Raw genomic sequence first — 21,430 nt, 5'->3', positions numbered from 1 at the left:
TATTTATTGAGTCAAAAAACCGGAAGCCCTTCCAAGGCTTTTAGCACCAAAACGGTCTTTCATTTTATCCATGGTCTGATATAATGAGATCAGCTCTTCGGTATCTTCAAAAAGATTCATCTGATGGCTTCCGTGAACCAGTCCTGTAAACTTGACACCTACAAGACGAATTCTCATTCTTCGGGTATAAACTTTCTTGAAGAGTTCCAGAATATATTTCAGCAATGTGTGGTCTGCTGAGGTATAAGCCACCTTACATTGTTTAGTCTCTGTATCAAAGTTGGCATATCTTATTCTTACTGATACCGTTGAGGTCAGCCATTTTTCCTGTCTTAACTGGTAGCATAACTGTTCAACCATTCCGGAAAGAATACTTCTGATATTCGGAATATCGATGGTGTCTTCGGAAAAAGTTGTTTCAGTTGATATGGATTTACGCTCTGAATATTGAATCACAGGATTTAAATCAATGCCATTGGCTTTTTTCCATAACTCAGTTCCATTTTTTCCAATTAATTCCTGAAGCACATCCACTGGCATTTTAGCAAGTGTTTCAATCTTTCTTACACCTAATCTTGAAAGGAGTTCAAAGGTCACATCACCAACCATAGGAATCTTTCTGACGGATAAAGGATTTAAAAAAGGCTGTATTGCGAGCGGTTTTAATTCTAATTTACCGGCTGGCTTTGCTTCACCTGTTCCAATCTTTGAAACTGTTTTATTGGTAGACAATGCAAAACTAATAGGTAGACCTGTATTTTTCTTTACCGCTTCCGCAATTTCGGTTGTCCATTGATAGCAGCCGAAGAACTTATCCATGCCCGACAGATCAAGATAGAACTCGTCTACACTTGCTTTTTCCATAACAGGAACTTTTTCCTGAATGATTTCAGTCACCAAATGTGACATTTTGGAATAATACTCCATATCACCTTTGATAACCTGCGCTTCGGGACATAAGCGTAAAGCCATTCGCAAAGGCATCGCAGAACGAACCCCAAATTTCCTGGCTTCATAGGAACAAGATGCTACTACACCACGATCTCCGCCACCTATGATCACGGGCTGATTCTCCAATACAGAGTCTCTCAGCCGTTCACAGGAAACAAAGAATGTATCCAGATCCATATGTGCAATCGCTCGTTCCATTTGACAAAATTATCACGATTTGTAGCAAAAAATTGTATATTTGTTGCTATAATTTATAGCAATGTCAATTTTATCAGAAAACATGCGGTATTTAAGAGGTAAGCTCAATCTGTCTCAACAAAAGGTTGCCGATGATCTTTTAATTACCCGAGGCCGATATAGTAAGTATGAAGATGATGCCGCAGCGCCACCCCTTGATATTTTAGTGAAAATTTCAAGATATTATAATATCAGCATCGATTTACTTTTGACCATCAACGTCAGCAAATATTCGATTGATGAGATTATGGAGCTCCCTGACAATAGGATTGTTCTGCCTATCAGGGTTGATCAGGATGGAAACGATCAGATTGAGATTATTCCACAAAAAGCCTCTATGGGTTATCTGAACGGTTATGGAGATCCGGAATACATAGAAAGTTTGGAAACGATATCCTTACCTTTTTTAAAAGGTGGGAAGTTTAGAGCGTTTCCAGCGGACGGAGATTCTATGCCGCCTTATAAGAACGGAACTTATATTGTTGGAAAATATGTAGAAAATCTTTCTGATCTGAAAACGGACCGGACTTATATTTTCATCACCACTAATGATGGAATCAGTTACAAAAGATTCCAGTTTCATGAAGCAGACAGTATATGGGTAAAAGCTGACAATCAATTTTATGAGCCATATAAAATTCCATTATCTGAAATTAAAGAGATCTGGGAATTTGCCTGTAGTATCAATACGATAGAATATGGAGCTGATGAATTTGCAGAACGTAATATTCAAAACTTTATGACAGAGATCAAGACCGATATCAAACAGATTAAAGAAAAAATAGGAGATAAGAATTGAATTCATTTGAATAAAGCTCAAAAATAAGTTTCCTAACATTACTTCATAAAAAAAAATCTCCTAAGGGAAGCAAAAACACAAATGATGAAAAAAATCCCGTATAAACGGGCCAGATCAAATATAAATATTTTAATAGAAAATTGCAATGAGTCAGCTGAGTTTATTTGATACGGAAGAGTTTTATAAATTTCCAAAAGACCTTTTGGAATACAAGGAACATTTCCTGAGCAGCAAAGAAGCCGATGAATTGAAAGATATACTGCTGAAAACGACACCTTGGGAACAGCGAACTCAGAAGATGTATGATAAAACAGTTGTAACACCCCGCCTTACTGCTTGGTATGGAGGAAATGATAGCTCTTACGATTCAGACGGAAATGTTTCAGGAACTAATCCTTGGACTCCCGAGCTTTATACTTTAAAAGAAAGGATAGAAAAAGAATTTGGGTATCAGTTCAATGGTGTTTTATTAAACCTGTATCGTGATAATAATGATTCCGTGGCATGGCACAGAGATAAAGAAAGCCGCTATGGAAAACGACCTGTGATTGCATCAATCAGTTTAGGTCAAACCAGAAACTTTGATTTCAGAAAAAAAGACCATCATCAGAGCAAATACAGTTTGCCATTGCCTCACGGTTCGTTACTCATTATGAAAGGGGATTTACAGGAAAACTGGGAACATCGAATTGCTAAATCAACAGTAAAAATGAAAGAAAGGATTAATTTGACCTTTCGTTTAATTATTTAAATAAACTCTTACTTATCCAATTAACTTTTCCTATTTTAGAAAAAATAAGAAAGTATTAATAACCATTATTTTATGACTCAAAAAACACATCGGATTAGTTTTCATTTTTTCGATATCGGCGGCGGTGATGCTATTTTTATCAGATTTTTAGGAACAGATTCCCAATGGCATAATATACTTATTGATGGAGGATATGGTAAAGAGTACAAAAATTCTTTTGCCCCATTAATAAAAGAAATTTTGTCTTCTGGCGAACAAATTGAAAATTGGATTATCAGCCATATAGATCGCGACCATATCGGTGCCGTAAAAGGTTTTGTCGTGGACAAAAAAATTGAAAATAAACAAGACGCTGTAAAGAATTTTTTATTTAATCATTCTCCTGAGATGATAAAGGAATCTAATGGGAAAATCTCAGTCGGTGACGGGATTTTACTTAGGGATTTTTTAACTGCAAATAATCTTCTTACCACAGTGCCAATAAATACTGAAACATTACCAATTGAATGTTTTGGTTTTAAAATGACCATTCTTTCACCTACACCTGAAAAGGAAGCTGCTGCAACAGAATTGTGGAAAGAAGAAGAAAGTAATGGTAAAATTGGTAGAAAAGAAAATCAATCCGACCATAAAAAAATAATTGAAGAACTTACAGGGAATGAATTTAAACCGGATACAGATCCTGTTAATGGAAGCTCTATTGCTGTTCTTGCCGAGTTTGATAAGGTAAAAGTACTCTTATTAGCCGACAGTCATCCCTCTGATATAATTGACAGTTTAGATGCATTGGGGTATAATAAAGATCGGCCACTGCCCGTGAAGTTTATGCAATTATCACATCATGGCAGTAAAGCCAATACCTGCCCTAAATTGCTGGAAATAGTTCAGACCAATTGTTATGTGATAACTGGAAACGGTATCCATAACAGACATCCGGATAAAGAGACTATAGTTAGAATCATTACGAACGAGAGAAGAAATTCTGAAATTATCAAAATTCATTTTGCTTGTGATACTCAAGAATTGAGAAATATCTTTGAGGTCGATGACGACGCTTTTGAAAGATATACATTTGAATGTGATTATTCACAAATAGGACCTGACAGCTTAGAACTTTCGTACCTGCCCTTAACTCATAAAATATGAATGAAAATATACCACAGCTTTCTACAATCAAAATCAGATGTAACCACGAAATTGCTACAGCAGTAATTTTCTACCCGAGTCCTGATGTTGATGACGTGTATGTCTTGACTGCAAAACATTGTTTAGAAGGTAAAAAGTTCGATAAAGAATATGTAAATACGGATATTAAACTTGAAGAGATTTTTAATCAGGAAACATCAGAATTTCATTCATACAATTTGACCGAAACAGATATTGTTATTGTGTCAGATGATGATGAGGATATGGCATTGTTGATTCTTTCTAAAAAGAATATTCTTCCACTTACAGGTAAACAATTTTTTTGTCAGGTAATTGATACTGATGAAATGGTGGAAGATTATCAAATTAGAGGGTATGCTAATTTTAATGATCAAGAGGCAGATCGATCTTTTCCTATGAAATTTATCGAAGATATCAAGAGCAATCGATATAAATTTACACTAAAGTCTGAAAATTCTCTCGATACATATTATCAACAGGCCTTGGAAAATGTTGAAGGATTGTCTGGAAGTGGCGCTTATTCTATCTTGTATGGAAAAACTTATTTTACAGGTATTATTCATACATACGAGGACGGTGGATTTTTTTTGGCGACCAAAGTTTTAGCATACAATAAGCTGATTCCATATCCTAAGTTCAGTCTGATCAATTCTATCAAACCGGAGACAGATAAAGATGTTCTCTTAAGTTATGAAGAAATGGAAAAAAATGAACAAACCACTAATTCTAGAACTAGAGAAAAAATCGGAGATTTTAATGTTCCTCGTGATAATATAGACCTCCTGCAATTGCTTAAAGAAAAGAATCTTGTAGTGGTTCATGGAAACCCGGGAGTTGGAAAATCGGCTTTGACAAAATCAGCTGTAAGTGATTTGAAAATGTCTGGAGATCGTAGTGTTTTAACTTTTACCGCTGAAAACCTGTATTGTGAAACAATTAGTGAAGCTTTGATAAAAGCCGGATGTAAAGTTAGTATCGAACAAATATTGGCAAGTCCTTTATCAAATAAGTATTTTTTAATTTGGATAGAAAGCTTTGAAAAACTAATAGAGTCAGGTAGCTCGGGAGCATTTAATGAACTACTTCAGATACTGGAAAAAAATAAAAATATAACTATAGTTTTAACAATAAGAGACTACTTATTACAGAAGTTTAAAATCGATTACTATTATGAGCTGCCAGAAAATATTGCTTATTTTCAAGTAGGTGAATTTAATGATGCTGAGGTTGAATTAATCGTTGAAAAAATTCCTGACTTACTGCCATTGATGGAAAATTCTAAGATTAAGCATCTTTTGAGAACTCCTTATTATCTTGATAAAGCTGTACGAATTATACCAGAACTATTAAGTGAGGAACACTTGGACGAGTTACAATTTAAAAGGTTAATGTGGAAATATATTGTTGAAGACAATCAATCACGACGAGGAACTGTTTTCTATGAGATTTGTCTTAAAAGATCTAGAGAAATGTCTCTTTTTACAACATATGAGAGCGATAACAGTGTGACTGCTGATCTTGTTAAAGATAATATTCTACAGTTGGATGATATGTCCGATACCAGTGCTTACAGTCCTTCTCACGACATATTGGAAGATTGGGCATTGATCAGATTTATAAGAAATCAAAAATCGGAGATTGCAAACTCAAAAGATTTTTTACTTTCGATAGAAAATACTCCCGCCATGAGAAGGGCATTCAGATTATGGATGGAAGAGTTTTATGAATATGAACCGGAAGCTTCCGTATATTTTATGCACGAGCTCTTAAGTGATGATACTTTGTCCCCTTCATGGAAAGATGAGCTACTGATTGTTTCACTTAGATCAAATCATTCCAAAGTACTACTGGATAGTTTAAAAGTACAGCTTCTTGAAGATGAAGCGAAATTGTTGGATCGCATAATCTATTTACTACAAACGAGTTGTAAAAAAATAGATCCTCAAAAAAGAAATTTTAATGATCTTCTGCCTATTGGCTCCGGATGGGATTATATAATTGATTTTATCAAAGCTAATATTAATGAAATTAAGCTGCAAAATTTTGAATTAAAACATTTGACTCTTATTGAATCATGGTCAAAACAGCTCCCTGAATTTAACCAAGGCATACTTCCATCTGGTGCAAAAAGCGCTGCTTTTCTGTTGGAAGATTTTATTTTTAGGTTGCAGGGTCGTTCAATTCAGAGGAGATTAGGCAGGAGATCTTCTGAATATTTAAAAAAATATATTAAAATTCTTTTTAAATTGACGGCAGCCGATCAGGAACTTATTGCTTCGATTATTCAAGCTTGCTTGATTCCTGAAACAGGTAATGAAAGATGGACTGATCCTGCTTTTCTACGAGAAATAAGAGCTTATATTACCGGAGGTGTTATTTCAGATCAAATTTGTCGCTTTTTCCCTGAAGAAGTTATTCAAATGGCTACTGAAGACTGGGCTCAAAAGGAAGAGAAATATGCACCGGGGAGTATTAATAGTATGCTTATTCGAGAGCCTAAAGTAAATGATTTTGGTTTAAATAAAGATTTAGAATATGATTATGGATTACCATCAGGTTATCAGACTTTTTTTTATTGGATGTTTTTGTATCACGGTGAAAAAGCTCTTGATTTCCTTATTCCATTTTTAAATGATGCTTTTGAAAAAAATTATGAAATTCTTCTGTCTTTAAAAAAGAGAGGGGTGGAAAGGATTGAGGTTGTTTTTGAAGATGGATCGTGTGGTGTATACTATGGGAATCCTGAGTACTGGTCTATGTACCGAGGATTTTCAATTTATGATAAGGTCTTAATATCAGTGCTGATGGCTTTGGAAAAGACTTTGTTAGAAATTGGGGATAAAAAAGATTTTTCAACAGCACGCATATTTTTAGACAGGTTGATAAGAGAGTCTAACAATATTGCCATTTTAGGAGTGGTCTGCAGCATTTTACAAGCATTTCCTAATTTAGTTGATGAAACTTCTGTCTCCTTATTAGGTGTCCCACTGTTTTTTAAGTGGGATTCTACAAGGTCTACTTCGGATATGATGAGAAGCAATGTCTATAATGACGAAGAATTCGAAAGAAAAGAACGAATTGCCGCAAATCAAAGAATTCATCGCAATAAGTATTATGTAGGTTTAGTTGGATTTGTGGCTGACTATATGTTTTATCAACGAGAGTATAATGAACTTTTATTCAAACAGGTCGACAGAATGTGGGAGAATGTCAAGGAAGATGATTGGCTTTTTAAAAAGTTTTTGTTTGATATGGATGCTAGAAAGTATGAATTTAAACATTTTAATCAAAAGGGATATGAAAATTATGTTCAGGTAGTTCCCGGATATGATGATACAATTAGAAATGTTGTAGAAAGTGGGAATGATTATACAGTTCCGACAGCTAATACGACTTGGGCAAGAAAAGTTTTCGAATACGAAGAAGTTGATGATCATAACTATGAAACTTGGAAAATAGGATATGAATTTATTTTGCAACTAGATGGTAGACGAGAAATTATGGTTTCTCCAGGTACTATGGCGTCTATTGCTCTTCGTGACTTTTCAAATCAACTTCAACCTGATGAAATTGCATGGTGTTGTGAAACTATTATCAATTTAGAAGCAAAAAAATTAGCGAAAACAGATCCATACGCTATTAATTTTGATTTATTGGATAATATACCTTCTCTTAAAGGATTATGCTATATTTTTAAAGTTGATATTGAGCAAGATTTAAAATTGAAGGTTAAAGAATTAATTTTCCGTTTACTTTTAAAGGGTCTTGACGCTAGGGAACGAATCGCTTTGCAGCACGCTATTTTACAGGAATTAGTATTATTTGAACCTGATTTTGTTTTAAACTGTTGGTATGGATTAGCAGAAGCCATCGTAATTCTAAAGGCACAAAATAAAGAAAGCGAGAGAAAGCGAATGTTATATCATCAAGGGAAATTAAGTGCTCGTGATTTTAATAAGTCGGAAGAAGACAATTGGTCGGAAGTACTAATTAATTCTGTTATCAAAGGAAGTATAAACATACCTGATGAAATTATCGTTTCATTAGACTTACATACTCAGTGGTACTTGGATGACATGCTTCGTATCATCCCATGGAATACGGCTCTTCCTGCTCACCACAAATTTATTCAGGATGTTCTGACACTACACACTGTTTTTTTAAATGATCCCAAATCAAGCATGCTGGATTTTTATGAAAGTAGACATGCATTTACTTTTTATTATCCACGATATCTGCTGAATCAGCCTACAGAATTATCATTACCTCTCTTAAAAAAAATACTTGATTCAAGTATAGAAACACCTGAAAAAAGTATCCCTGATGATTATTTAAAATTTATATATAAGTTAGTTGAAGAGTTTATTAGAGCAGCGATAGGTAGAATTCAACTCGAAAATTTCTGGATATTTTGGGAATTTTTGAAAGATTGGATGATCAATAACAGCAATGCGAGATTTCTACCAATTTTTCTTTTTGACATTGACTGGGTGGAGAGCTCTGAAAAATGGTCAGTATTGGATGGTAAAAGCTTATATTTCAAAGATTTTATAATTACTTTAGGATTTAACAGAATTAATTCATCGATAAAATTTTTAAGTGGCATTGCATTTTATAATTTTATGCCTAACTCAATATCATGGATTGTTCCCATGCTCCAAAGCCAAAATGCTGAACTGGTCGAGAACGATATTTTAGAAAAATTCGTTGAAAAAGCTTTTTATAAATATGGTGGTAAAATAAAAAGAGATAAAAATACTTTAGCTGACTTTCTATTTATTTTAGATTTTCTAGTCAAAAGAAGTTCTCCTAAAGCCTATATGTTACGAGAAGAATTACTTCAATTTAAATAATTAACATTTTGTCGTGAGATATTTTTGGGAAATATATTAATAAAATTGGAAAATAAATGAATACAGAAGATTTTATAAGATTGATTGAGGGTCAAACGGAAAGCCCTTCACTAGATTTTAAAGCAAACAGTCCTTGGGATTATAAGAAGCTAACAAAAGATATCTTGGCAATGTCAAATCTACCAGATGGAGGTCACATTGTAATTGGAATTGAGGAAAAGGATAATGAATTTATTAATGTAGGAGTTGACCAGAAAAATATTATCACTTACAAATATGATGAAATGCGAGATCAGGTTTCAAAATATGCAGAACCAATGGTAGATTTCAATGTCTATTTTCCGGAAGATAGAAACGAATTAAAATATGTGGTAATCAAGATCTTCTCTTTCAAAGAAATTCCAACTCTTTGTAAAAAAACTCTGGACGGAGAAATGAGAGCAAGTACTTTGTATTATAGAAATACAAATAAGAGACCTGAAAGCGCAGCCATATCAAATGTCAGCGATTTGCGAGATCTCATTGAGTTGGCAGCCGTTAGATTAATGCAACGCAGAAAAAGTTTTGGCTATACCATTCCCAATATTGACGCAGAAATATTTGACGCAGAAATAAAAGCTTTTCAGCAGACATCATCATATGAATTAATAAAATCGAAAGGCAATTGCGAAGTTTATATAACTCCTCTTCAAAAAGGTAATTTACATAGTCTTAAAAGATGTCTTGAAGTTGTCGAAAAAGCACAGGTAAAGGCGTCATGGTCATTGCCATTTATACCAAGAACGTTACACGAGGGTAGTTTAGTTACTGCTGAAAATTCTTACGAGGCTTTTTCCGATTTAGGAGCTCGAAAAGAACTGTGGAGAATGTATTTGTCAGAGAGTTTTTGCATGATTAACAGCTTTGTAGAAGACTGGCTAGAAGGTGATCATTTGAGAGGGGCTTGGGCATCAAAATTTCCTTCTGGTCAATACTTGTTTTATTATACAAGTATTATACATTATCTTACTCAACTATATGTTTTTATTGAACACTTAACAATAGAAGGATTATATAAAGAAGGTTTGAGTATTTCTATTATATTTAATGAGTTAAAAGATAGAAGATTACATTTGGACAGCGAGAATCACATGCCGCTTATGAAGATAAGAACGACAAAAACAGATAAAATCACTATTAATGAGGAATATTCACGATTAGAAATTCTGGAGGGAGGTATAAATATTTCAAGTTCTATAATTTTAAAAGTTTTAGATTACTTTAGTTTTTACCCTTCAAAAGAGTCAGTTTTACAGATTCAGAAACAGTTCTTAGAAAAAGGTTACTAAAGAAAATTACGTAAATTCAGTTCAATTTTAGAACCTATTTTAAGATGATTTTTTGAATATTTAATATGTACATCTATATTAAAGAAGTATTATAATTTGGAAAGACCAATATTGATATAAGAATTTAATATATTATTCATCTAAAAATCAAGTGTAAATTAATATATAATTTTGTTTTGAAAAAAATGAAAATTAGTTTACTGAAAAATTGAGTTAAAATTAAATTATGGTGGCAATATTATTTAAATGTACATATCTAATTTTATCTAAAAGCATCAGTTTTTTTCTATAATTATAAATGACTTAGATGTATTGTAGGTATTTTATTTTTTTGATTCGGCATAATCAAATGTATAATTTCCTTAAAATTTTAGGATAAAATATTTTTTTGGTAATTATATTTTATACATTTGCATTATGAAATTTGTAAGACTACTTTTCATCATCTATTTTGTGGCGTTATCCATAATGCCATGTCTAGATAGTGCAAATGCTCAGTCTTTTAAGCAAGATTTCAATTATTCTTTAAGTTCAAAGACACAAGAAGATTCACATTCGAAGGCAGATTCTTGTTCTCCATTTTGTTCTTGCAACTGTTGCAGAACCACGGTGGCATCTTATAAAATCGAACCAATTCTAGTTTTTTCAAGAATCGCTACTGCGTTTTTTTCTAAGAAAATCCATTTTCAGAAAAACGACTTCGCTTATTTGGTGTACGACCAAATCTGGCAACCGCCTAAAATATAATTTTTATTGATATGATGGAAGGATTCCCTTTCATCTAAATTGTCTTGGAAACTTTGCAATATCATTGCACTGTAATCCTATTCATCTTTGCATCATCTTTTAAATTCAGTTTTATACTGATTTTAACTTTGGGCAATCCAATAAAAATTAAATTCAATGTTAGATAAAATCATAAGATTTAGTATCAAGAACAAGATTGTCATTGGTATCATGACCTTGTTATTGATTATTTGGGGAGTTTGGAGCGCAACCAAACTGCCAATTGATGCTACACCGGATATTACCAATAATCAGGTGCAGATCATCACAGTATGTCCCACACTTGCTGGACAGGAAGTAGAACAACTTGTTACCTTCCCAATTGAACAAAGTATCGCAAATGTACCAGATATTGAGGAAACTAGGAGTATTTCTAGATTCGGTCTATCAGTGATTACAGTTGTTTTTAAAGAAGAGGTAGATATTTATTTTGCTCGCCAACTGGTTACTGAAAAATTAAAACAAGCAGAAGAAGAAATTCCCCAAGGTGTTGGAACTCCTGAACTTGCCCCTGTTAGTACTGGACTTGGAGAAGTTTATCAATATATCCTGCATCCCAAAAAAGGCAGTGAGAAAAAGTATGATGCTAAAGAACTGCGAACAATGCAGGACTGGATTGTGCGAAGACAGCTTAATGGAACACCTGGAGTTGCAGAGATCAACAGTTTTGGCGGTCAGTTAAAACAATACGAGGTCGCTGTAAATCCAGACAGATTAAGAGCGATGGGCGTAAGTATATCTGATATTTTTACCGCTCTCGAAAAAAATAATCAGAATACAGGAGGTGCTTATATTGATAAAAAGCCAAATGCATATTTTATCCGTGGAATCGGTTTGGTAACATCTTTAGAAGACGCAGGGAACATTGTAGTTAAAAATAATACGGGCAGTGTTCCAATCTTCATAAAAGATGTTGCTGAAGTGCGTCTGGGAAGTGCTGTGAGATATGGTGCAATGACTTTTAATGGTCAGGTCGATGCTGTGGGAGGTGTTGTTATGATGCTAAAGGGAGCCAACAGTAATGAAGTGGTGAACAGAATTAAAGAAAAGATACCAGTTATACAAAAATCTCTTCCTGCAGACGTTGTAATTGAACCTTATTTAGATAGAACCGACCTGGTTGGAAGAGCAATCGACACAGTAGAAAAAAACCTAATTGAAGGTGCACTCATTGTCATCTTCGTACTTGTTATCTTCTTGGGTAATTTAAGAGCAGGTTTAATTGTAGCATCAGCTATTCCATTATCATTACTGTTTGCATTAGGAATGATGAATGTGTTTGGTGTGAGTGCTAACCTGATGAGTTTAGGAGCGATTGATTTCGGGCTTATTGTTGATGGGGCAGTTATTATTGTGGAAGCTACCTTACATCATTTAGGCTTGAATAAATCAAAAAAAATGCTTACCCAAGCAGAAATGGATGAAGAAGTTTTTCTTTCTGCATCCAAAATCAGAAGTAGTGCAGCATTTGGAGAAATCATTATTCTAATTGTATACATTCCGATTTTAACATTGGTGGGAGTAGAAGGTAAAATGTTTACGCCTATGGCTAAAACTGTGGGATTTGCTATTTTGGGCGCTCTGATTTTATCATTGACTTATATTCCGATGATGAGTGCTTTATTCTTATCAAAAAAGATGAGCCACAAAGAAAATTTCTCTGATAAAATGATGAACAGAATTCAGAAAGTTTATCAGCCTTTATTGGAAAAAGCATTAAAAATAAAATATTGGCTGGTTGGAGGAACCGTAGCTCTCTTTGCTGTAGCAATATTTGTTTTTGGGAGAATGGGTGGTGAATTTATACCTCAGTTGCAGGAAGGCGATTTTGCATTCCACTGTATCCTTCCACAAGGAAGTTCCTTAAATCAAAGTATTGAAACTTCAATGCAGGCTTCAAGAATTATAAAACAGTTTGATGAGGTAAAAATGGTTGTTGGTAAAACTGGCGCTGCTGAAGTACCTACCGACCCAATGCCACCGGAAGCTACTGATATGATGGTTATCTTGAAACCTCAGAAAGAATGGAAAACAAAGAAAACGTATGACGAACTCGCTGATGAAATCTCAGAGAAATTAGAAGTGATTCCTGGAGTTTTCTTTGAAAAGAACCAACCTATCCAAATGCGTTTCAATGAGTTAATGACAGGTATTAGACAAGATGTTGCAGTTAAAATTTTTGGTGAAAACTTAGATTCTCTGGCAATTTATGCTGATAAGACTGCTAAGGTAATACAGTCTGTTAAAGGTTCTACATCTCCCCAAATTGAGCGTGTAAGCGGACTCCCTCAGATTAACGTAGAGTATGACAGAACCAGAATGGCCAATTACGGATTAAACATTGAAGACGTTAATAATGCAGTAAGTACAGCTTTTGCAGGTAAATCAGCAGGTCAGGTTTTTGAAAATGAAAGGAGGTTCGATCTGGTTGTAAGATTAGACAGTTTACACAGAACAAATATTGACGATGTTAGTAATCTAATGATTTCTACTGCCTCTGGAACGCAAATTCCACTCGCCCAGGTTGCTAATATTAGTTACAAATTAGGGCCTGCCCAAATCAGCCGCGAAGCGGGAAAAAGAAGGATTGTAATAGGTTTCAATGTGAAAGACCGTGATGTTGAAAGTGTAGTTAAGGACATACAATCAAAGCTCGATAAAGAAGTAAAACTTCCTGCAGGATATTATTTTACCTATGGAGGTCAATTTGAGAATCTTCAGGCAGCAAGTAAGAGATTAATGATTGCAGTTCCAGTATCGCTATTCTTAATCTTTATGCTGCTTTATTTTACATTTAATTCATTTAAGCAAGCCACTTTAATTTTTACGGCTATTCCTATGAGTGCGATTGGTGGTGTATTCGCATTATTATTGAGAGATATGCCATTCAGTATCAGTGCCGGAATTGGCTTTATTGCTTTATTTGGTGTTGCCGTTTTGAATGGAATTGTATTGATTGGAACATTTAATCAATTGGAAAAGGAAGGCGAGACCAATATTCTGAAAAGAGTAATGGAAGGTACAAAAACAAGATTAAGACCTGTTTTAATGACTGCAACAGTAGCTTCATTAGGATTTTTACCGATGGCTATTTCTACAGGTGCAGGAGCTGAAGTGCAAAAACCTTTGGCGACAGTTGTTATCGGAGGTTTGGTTACGGCGACTTTCTTAACATTATTTGTCTTACCAATGTTGTATATTATTTTTAATACCAAGATTAATTTAAAAAAGATCAATAACAAATCGGTAACCGCCATTGTGGTTTTAGGATTTTTATTTTTAGGACAGACTTTTAGTGCACAACAGGGAAGAACCATAACAGTCGAAGAAGCTACACGTACTGCTATTGAGAATAATCAATCAATCCGATCGAGAGATCTGGATATTAAAGCTACACAGGCATTGATTCCAACGTCCAAAGAGCTCCCGAAAATGAATGTGGATGCTCAATTGGGGCAGTATAACTCTAAGAAATTTGACCAATCATTTTCGATCTCCCAAACGATTCCATTTCCAACTTTGTTCAAAGCAAGAAAAGAGTTGATTGCGGAACAGATTAAAGGAAAGCAAATCAACAGGGAAGTTTCTATGAATGAATTAGCGAAACAGGTTCGAACGTATTATTATCAAATTGAGTATTTACAATTTAATAAATCCAAGCTTAGCAATCTGGATAGTTTATACAATGACTTTATCAGAGTTGCAACGGTTAGGTTTAAAGCCGGAGATATTAAAAAAATTGAAATCAATACAGCTGAAACACAGAGAGGGGAAATCAACTTATTGCTTAAACAGAATGAGGTTTATCTTACCAATGCCTATAAAAATTTAAAAACATTGCTAAATATTGAAGAGGATATTTCAGTTCCATTTGATCAGAACTATCATCCGCTACAAGCACAATATGTTTTAGACAGCAGTGCCATTGCACAGCATCCTACCGTAAAAGCTTTTTATCAGGAAATGCAGATTGCGGAAAAAAATAAGAAAGTTGAAAAATCTTTGGGACTTCCTGACTTTACCATCGGATATACTAATCAGTCATTGATAGGATTTCAAACCATCAACGGGATGGATCAGTATTTCAATGGAGGAAACAGGTTTCATTCGGCAACAATTGGTGTTTCTATTCCTTTGACATTTGGAGCTACGAAAGCAAGAATCCAGTCTTATGAATATCAGAGACAAATGGCAGAATCAAATGCAAAATTCCAGCAAAAGCAGCTTGAAGCGCAATTGCAAAATGCATTTAATCAATATCAGCAAAATGTTAATCAGTATGACTACTACGTTAATCAAGCGATTCCAAATGCTGAGAAAATTGCCAAAGCAGGACAATTAGGTTATAAAACAGGAGAAATTTCTTATGTAGAATATCTTTTTGCACTGCAGACTTCCACCAATATTCAGCTTAAATACCTGGAATCTATTCAACAGGTCAACGAATCTGTAGTTATCATTAATTCAATCATCAATAAATAGACAAATGAAAATCAAATATAGCATTGTATCTCTAGCCTTAATTTCTATTCTAGCGGTCAGCTGTGGAAAAAAAGATGCTCCGGCAGAAGGAGAAGAGAAACCAAAAACAGAACAGGCAGAAGAAAGTCACGAAGAAGCTCCGCAAACTATTGCGGAACTGACTGAAGAACAGATGAAATCTGTAGGAATCAGTCTTGGAACTTTAGAAATGAAAGATTTAGCCTCAACTATTAAGGCAAATGGTGTTCTTCGTGTACCCAATAACAGAAAGGCAACGGTCACTTCACTGTATGGAGGTGTCATTAAGACATTAACCGTTCAGATAGGAGATTATGTAAGACAGGGACAGGTTATTGCTACAATCAGTAACCCTGAATACATTCAGTTACAGGAACAATATCTGACTATTAACAGCAGAATAACTTATGCAGAGCAGGAATTCAGAAGGCAAAAGGAGCTTTTTGACAATGATGCCGGAGCAAAAAAGAATCTGCAAAGTTCTGATGCGGAGCTAAAAAGTTTAAGAACCCAGAGATCATCGTTACAAAGACAATTACAGCTAATGGGAATCAGTCCTGGGAAAGTAAGCAATGGAAACCTAAGATCAGGCTTGGTCATTACATCGCCAATCAGCGGAACAGTTAGTACGATTAATGCACAGATAGGAAGTTATGTTGATGTATCGTCACCGGTTTTGGAGATCATCGATAACAGCTCAATTCATTTGGATTTACAAGTCTTTGAAAGAGATCTTCCCAAAATGAAAGTTGGTCAGATTGTGCAGTTTAAGCTCACCAACAATCCGGAAGAAACCTTTAATGCAAAAGTGTACAGCATCGGATCATCTTTTGAAAATGAAAGTAAAACGATTTCAGTTCATGCAATGGTTACCGGGAACAAAGCTGGCTTGATTGACGGAATGAATATTACAGGAAATGTAAGCCTTGGAAATTCACAAACTCCCGCCGTTCCAAATGAAGCTATTGTAGAAGCCGATGGTAAATTCTATGTATTTGTACAAACTTCTAAAAAAGTGGAAGAGCACGCTGAAGAAAAAGGAGATGACGATCATGGTCACGGGCATGATGAAGGAGAGGCGGAACACGGTCACAAAAATGAAACCGAAGCAGGAAACCATGCAAAGGAGCAGGCTAAGAAAATGAATTTTGAAAAAATTGAAGTGGTAAAAGGGACTTCAGATATGGGTTACACAGCGATTACGCCTGTGAGTGCAATTGCACCTGATGCAAAAATTGTGGTAAAAGGCGCATTCTTCGTGAATGCTAAGCTTTCTAATGCAGGAGACCACGGACATTAATTAATCAATAATCAAGTGAAATCCTATCTTGATTTCACTTGATTTTAAAAATATTAGTTATGCCTTTAAAACAAGAATTAGAAACCCAGGGAAATTGGCTGTTCAGATACAGAAGTTTTTTGCCGATTATCGTTCTGGCGCTTGGCTTAGGAGTTTTTATCCAAAATGTTTTGCTGAAAAACGATAATGATTGTTCACTTTTCTTTGAGATGCTTTGTTTAGCTGTAAGCATTTTAGGTTTGATTATAAGAGTGTATACTGTTGGTTTTACTCCGCATAATACTTCAGGAAGAAATACAAAAGCAGGGCAGGTTGCAGATGAATTAAACACTACAGGTATTTACAGTACAACCAGAAATCCATTGTACTTAGGTAATTTTTTTATGTGGCTTGGGCTTGCGATGTTTACTGAAAATCTGTGGTTTGTAATTTCATTTGTGTTTTTTTATTGGGTCTATTATGAAAGGATTGTTTTTGCTGAAGAGCAATTTTTAGAAAGAAAATTTGGAGAGCAATATACTAAGTGGGCTGATAAAGTACCGGTTTTTATACCGAATTTATACCTTTTCAGAAATACTCATCTTAGCTTCAGTTTAAAAAAAGTTCTATTAAAAGAAAAAAACGGACTTTTTGCCATGTTTCTGATTTTTACTGTTTTTGAAATTACCGGAGAAATTATCCTAAGACATACGCATTATAATATGATTTTTATTGTAGGCTGTATTCTTACTATGATTCTATACATTATTTTAAAAGTAATAAAAAAACGTAAAACAATGTTGCAAAATAAATTTAGTCAATAATTAAAAAATCCTCAATTATGCTTTTAAACAAAAGAATTTCGGTTTGGTATTTTGTTAAACAGATTAAATTTCAGATCGTTTTGATTGTCAGCTTTGCTTTTCTAATAGGCTTTTTAGACGACATTGATTTTTTGAAAAAAATTACCATACCATTGAGTATTCCTGCACTTTTAGGAACTGCTGTCTCTTTACTTTTAGCATTCAGGACTGCACAATCTTATGAAAGATGGTGGGAAGCAAGAACCGTTTGGGGCGCTATTGTGAATGATTCAAGATCATTTATGAGATTAATAAAACAATTTTTCCCTAACTCAGAAAACGATACATCTGAGTTTGCAGAACGACATATCATCTGGCTGAATGCTTTAGGAGAAAGTTTAAGAAAAGTACCTTTTTCAATAAGAGTAAGAGAATACTTAGAATCGCAAAACATCAATGCTTTAAATATTCCCAATGCCCTTTTAGATAAACATTCTGATCACCTTAGGAAATTGGCAGAACAGGAGAATTTATCTGAATACAAATTGGTACAGATGAACGATATGGTCATCAGGTTTTGTGACAGTATGGGAAAATGTGAGCGTTTAAAAAATACTGTTTTCCCTCGTGCCTACAGCATTTTGCTGCATACATTGATTTACGTTTTTGCATTTCTTCTGCCATTTGGACTGGAAGACTCACAACTTGGTGTTGAGATTGCCACGACAATTATTGTACCTGTGATTTTTATAGCTATTGAGAAAACAGCAATCATAATGCAGGATCCCTTTGAAAATACACCGGTAGATACTCCAATGACATCATTAGCAAAAACAATTGAAATCAATCTTTTGCAAATGATCGGAGAGAAGAATGTACCAGTTAAAGAAGTGAGTACAAGCTATTATGAAATGTAGGCTTAATCTAATACAAATCTTAGTGTTATGAACGATCAGAATAAAAATATTTCGGCTTCTGCAAAACATAAAAGAAATCTTTTAATTGTCTTATGTTTAAGTGGCACTTATATGATTGCCGAAGTTATTGGCGGTTTAGCTACTAAAAGTCTTGCGCTACTTGCCGATGCAGCTCATATGCTTACTGATGTGGTCGGATTATTCCTTGCTTTTATAGCAATCAAAATTGGTGAAAGAAAAGCCGATGCACAGAAAACATTCGGCTATTACCGAACAGAAATTCTGGCGGCAGTAATCAATGCGGTAGTTCTGTTGGGAATTTCTGTATATGTATTGTTTGAAGCATGGCAAAGGTTCAAAAATCCCCCTGAAGTACAGAGCACAGCTATGATGATCGTTGCCGGAATAGGCTTGCTGGTGAATATTATCGGAATCATGATTATTAGAAAAGATTCAGGTGAAAGCCTAAATATGAAGGGTGCCTACTTTGAGGTTCTTTCTGACGCGCTTACCTCAGTAGGAGTAATGATTGCCGGAGTTATTATGTTGACGACAGGATGGTATTATGCTGATCCCCTTATTTCCGCTGTGATAGGGTTATTAATATTTCCGAGAACCTGGAAGCTCTTGAAAGAAGCTGTGAATGTTTTATTAGAAGGAACTCCAAAAGATGTCAATATAGAAGAGCTTAGAAATTCTTTGGAATCTGTAAAAGGAGTTATTAAACTTCATGATCTCCACGTTTGGTCATTGACTTCCGGCGTTAATGCGATGAGTTCCCACGTAGTAGCCGACCATCAGGAAGATCTCAATAAACTTTTGAAAAATTTGTCAGATAAAGCCACCTCTGAATTTAAAATTAGCCATACTACATTCCAAATTGAAACTGAAGGGCACCAAGAGGGGGAGGTTCATCTATAATAGCAGTTGTGCCATCTTGCATTAATAGATGAAATAAGTAAATGGGAAAATTTCTAAAACATCAAATAGACTATGAATTATAAAAATCTGGGTCTATTCAAGATGAATTACATACTTACGTATTTTTTTACGCAATTAATCATTTCAAATATTTAGATATATGAAATTAAAACAAAACTATTGGGGCAATTACACATTACTGGTTTATTCTTTTTTATTTTATCTGGTATCGTCTTTACTTCTCCGATTTGGATTTTTAGCAGTCAGTTTTCAAAAGGCTGATTTATCTCTGTTACCTATAATGAAAATTTTTCTTCTGGGATTTTTGTTTGACTTTGGAGTTGGATTATTCTTTCTGCTACCATACAGTTTTTATCTATTGATTTTTCCTCAGAAATACATAAGGTCTTTATTCAATAAAATTATTACCTACAGCACTTTTATTATTTTTCTTCTTATACATTTATTTTCATTTTTTGCCGAGGTTACATTTTGGCAGGAGTTTGAGAGCCGATTTAATTTTATTGCTGTAGATTATTTGGTATATACTTACGAAGTTATTAATAACATAAATGAGTCTTACCCTTTACCCGTTTTGATATCATCGATACTTCTGCTTATGACCTTAATATTTATTTTGTTTTACAAAAGCAAAATATTCTTTTTTTCATTTAACGGACAACATAAATTTTCGGTTAGACTAATTGTTTTTTTAGGATTTTTCTGCCTTACCATAATATACTCTTTGTTTATCAGTAATAGTTTAGCAGATAAAAGTGTCAATCGTTATCAAAATGAAATTTCTAAGGCAGGAATTTATTCGTTTTTCTCCGCCTATAAAAACAATGAAATCAATTACGATCATTTTTACAAACTAATTGATAACGAAAGCGCTTTTAAAATAGTTAGAACTGATTTGAACGATAATCAAAGATTTTTCTCAAATAACCTTTCTATAGAACGAAAAATATCCAGCAAACAAAATCTTATAAAGCCAAATGTTATAATGATAACAATGGAAAGTTTCAGCGCGGACTTTATGGGTACTTTCGGGAATAAACAAGGGCTTACTCCAAATTTAGATTCTTTAGCCGGCGGTGGCATTTTATTCTCACAAATGTATGCTACAGGAACCAGAACAGTGCGTGGAATGGAGGCTTTGTCGTTAGCTGTCCCACCAACGCCAGGCAACAGTATTGTCAGAAGAGAAGATAATGATCATCTTACAACTATAGGCTCAATTTTTAGTGCACAAGGTTACGATAACACATTTATTTATGGAGGAGATGGATATTTTGATAATATGAATAAATATTTTGGAAATAACGGATATGATATTATAGATAAGAAGAGAAATCCTTTGGCAAAAGAAAACTATCAGGCATTGAGGACGCCGATCAACCAGAAAGAAATTACGTTTGAAAATGCATGGGGGATTTGTGACGAAGATTTATACAATCAAGTGATTAAACAGGCAGACCAGAAATATAAACAAGGAAAATCTTTTTATGATTTTGTGATGACCACTTCCAATCACCGTCCGTTTACATATCCTGATGGCAAAATTGATATACCATCCGGTTCGGGTAGGGAAGGTGCAATAAAATATACAGATTATGCTATCGGACAATTCTTTAAAAAAGCTAGAAGTAAGCCGTGGTTTAAAAATACAGTATTTGTGATTGTAGCTGATCACTGCGCAAGTAGCGCAGGTAAAAATGAAATTGATATTTCCAAATATCATATCCCAGCAATGATTATAAATCTTCCGAACCAAAACTCTTTAAAAATTGAAAAAATGTGTTCACAAATTGATCTTTATCCAACTTTATTTGATTTAATGGGATGGAACTACAGAAGTAACCTTTATGGTAAGAATGTTTTGAGCGACAATTATATTCCTAGAATTTTTGTAAGTACCTATCAAAAGTTGGGATATATGGAAAACGATAAACTTGTGATATTGAGCCCTCAGCAGAAAGTGGAAGCTTATTTATATAATAAAACGCAAAATCAACAGATACCAAAGATTTTTTCTGATCAGTATATTAACAAGGCTGTCGCAAATTATCAAACTGCATATTATCTCTATAAAAATCAAGGTTTGAAACAAAAATAATCAAGTAATGTTAGATACA

General features: G+C 34.3%; 13 protein-coding genes. 12 read left to right on the top strand and 1 reads right to left on the bottom strand.

Translation table 11 applies throughout. From position 1 onward, the window contains the following. Positions 1–3: 3 nt before the first annotated feature. A complete protein-coding gene (gene dinB, locus KKI44_RS07820; protein ID WP_027383735.1) occupies positions 4–1,149 on the bottom strand; it encodes a DNA polymerase IV in 1,146 nt (381 codons plus the stop codon). Positions 1,150–1,210: 61 nt separating this feature from the next. Between dinB and KKI44_RS07815 the strand changes: the two genes are divergently transcribed. The 12 genes from KKI44_RS07815 (at position 1,211) to KKI44_RS07765 (ending at position 21,411) form a co-directional block, all read left to right on the top strand. Then, positions 1,211–1,987 (top strand): XRE family transcriptional regulator, encoded by a 777-nt coding sequence (locus KKI44_RS07815; protein WP_027383734.1) that lies wholly within the window; start codon positions 1,211–1,213, stop codon positions 1,985–1,987. A gap of 145 nt (positions 1,988–2,132) precedes the next feature. Beyond that, entirely contained in the window at positions 2,133–2,738 is a 606-nt protein-coding gene (locus KKI44_RS07810) for an alpha-ketoglutarate-dependent dioxygenase AlkB family protein (protein ID WP_002977361.1), read from the top strand. A 72-nt stretch (positions 2,739–2,810) separates the two neighbouring features. Next, a complete protein-coding gene (locus KKI44_RS07805) occupies positions 2,811–3,884 on the top strand; it encodes a ComEC/Rec2 family competence protein (RefSeq protein ID WP_002977362.1) in 1,074 nt (357 codons plus the stop codon). After that, positions 3,881–8,758, top strand: a complete 4,878-nt coding sequence (locus tag KKI44_RS07800; RefSeq protein WP_002977363.1) for a hypothetical protein — start codon at positions 3,881–3,883, stop codon at positions 8,756–8,758. The genes KKI44_RS07805 and KKI44_RS07800 overlap by 4 nt, the downstream gene beginning before the upstream one ends. 56 nt (positions 8,759–8,814) lie before the next feature. Next, a complete protein-coding gene (locus KKI44_RS07795; protein ID WP_002977365.1) occupies positions 8,815–10,086 on the top strand; it encodes an ATP-binding protein in 1,272 nt (423 codons plus the stop codon). 417 nt (positions 10,087–10,503) lie between these two features. Further along, on the top strand, positions 10,504–10,833 hold the full coding sequence (locus KKI44_RS22850) for a DUF6660 family protein (protein ID WP_050791101.1): 330 nt from the start codon (positions 10,504–10,506) through the stop codon (positions 10,831–10,833). Between the two features lie 156 nt (positions 10,834–10,989). Then, the gene (locus KKI44_RS07790; protein WP_002977367.1) at positions 10,990–15,354 is read left to right on the top strand and encodes a CusA/CzcA family heavy metal efflux RND transporter; all 4,365 of its coding nucleotides are present in this window, start codon (positions 10,990–10,992) and stop codon (positions 15,352–15,354) included. Positions 15,355–15,358: 4 nt separating this feature from the next. Next, positions 15,359–16,672 (top strand): efflux RND transporter periplasmic adaptor subunit, encoded by a 1,314-nt coding sequence (locus KKI44_RS07785; protein ID WP_002977368.1) that lies wholly within the window; start codon positions 15,359–15,361, stop codon positions 16,670–16,672. Positions 16,673–16,710: 38 nt separating this feature from the next. Beyond that, positions 16,711–17,475: a methyltransferase family protein gene (locus KKI44_RS07780; RefSeq protein ID WP_228370503.1), complete on the top strand. Its 765-nt coding sequence runs from the start codon at positions 16,711–16,713 to the stop codon at positions 17,473–17,475. Between the two features lie 17 nt (positions 17,476–17,492). Further along, the gene (locus KKI44_RS07775; protein ID WP_002977372.1) at positions 17,493–18,371 is read left to right on the top strand and encodes a bestrophin family protein; all 879 of its coding nucleotides are present in this window, start codon (positions 17,493–17,495) and stop codon (positions 18,369–18,371) included. Positions 18,372–18,398: 27 nt separating this feature from the next. Continuing rightward, entirely contained in the window at positions 18,399–19,292 is an 894-nt protein-coding gene (locus KKI44_RS07770; protein ID WP_002977374.1) for a cation diffusion facilitator family transporter, read from the top strand. 160 nt (positions 19,293–19,452) lie between these two features. Further along, complete coding sequence (locus tag KKI44_RS07765) at positions 19,453–21,411, top strand: LTA synthase family protein (protein WP_002977376.1); 1,959 nt, start codon at positions 19,453–19,455, stop codon at positions 21,409–21,411. The last annotated feature ends 19 nt before the right edge of the window (positions 21,412–21,430 follow it).

The organism is Chryseobacterium sp. ZHDP1, assembly GCF_018603435.1.
Taxonomy (GTDB): Bacteria; Bacteroidota; Bacteroidia; order Flavobacteriales; family Weeksellaceae; genus Chryseobacterium; species Chryseobacterium indicum.
This window is presented reverse-complemented; position numbering and strand designations above follow the sequence as displayed.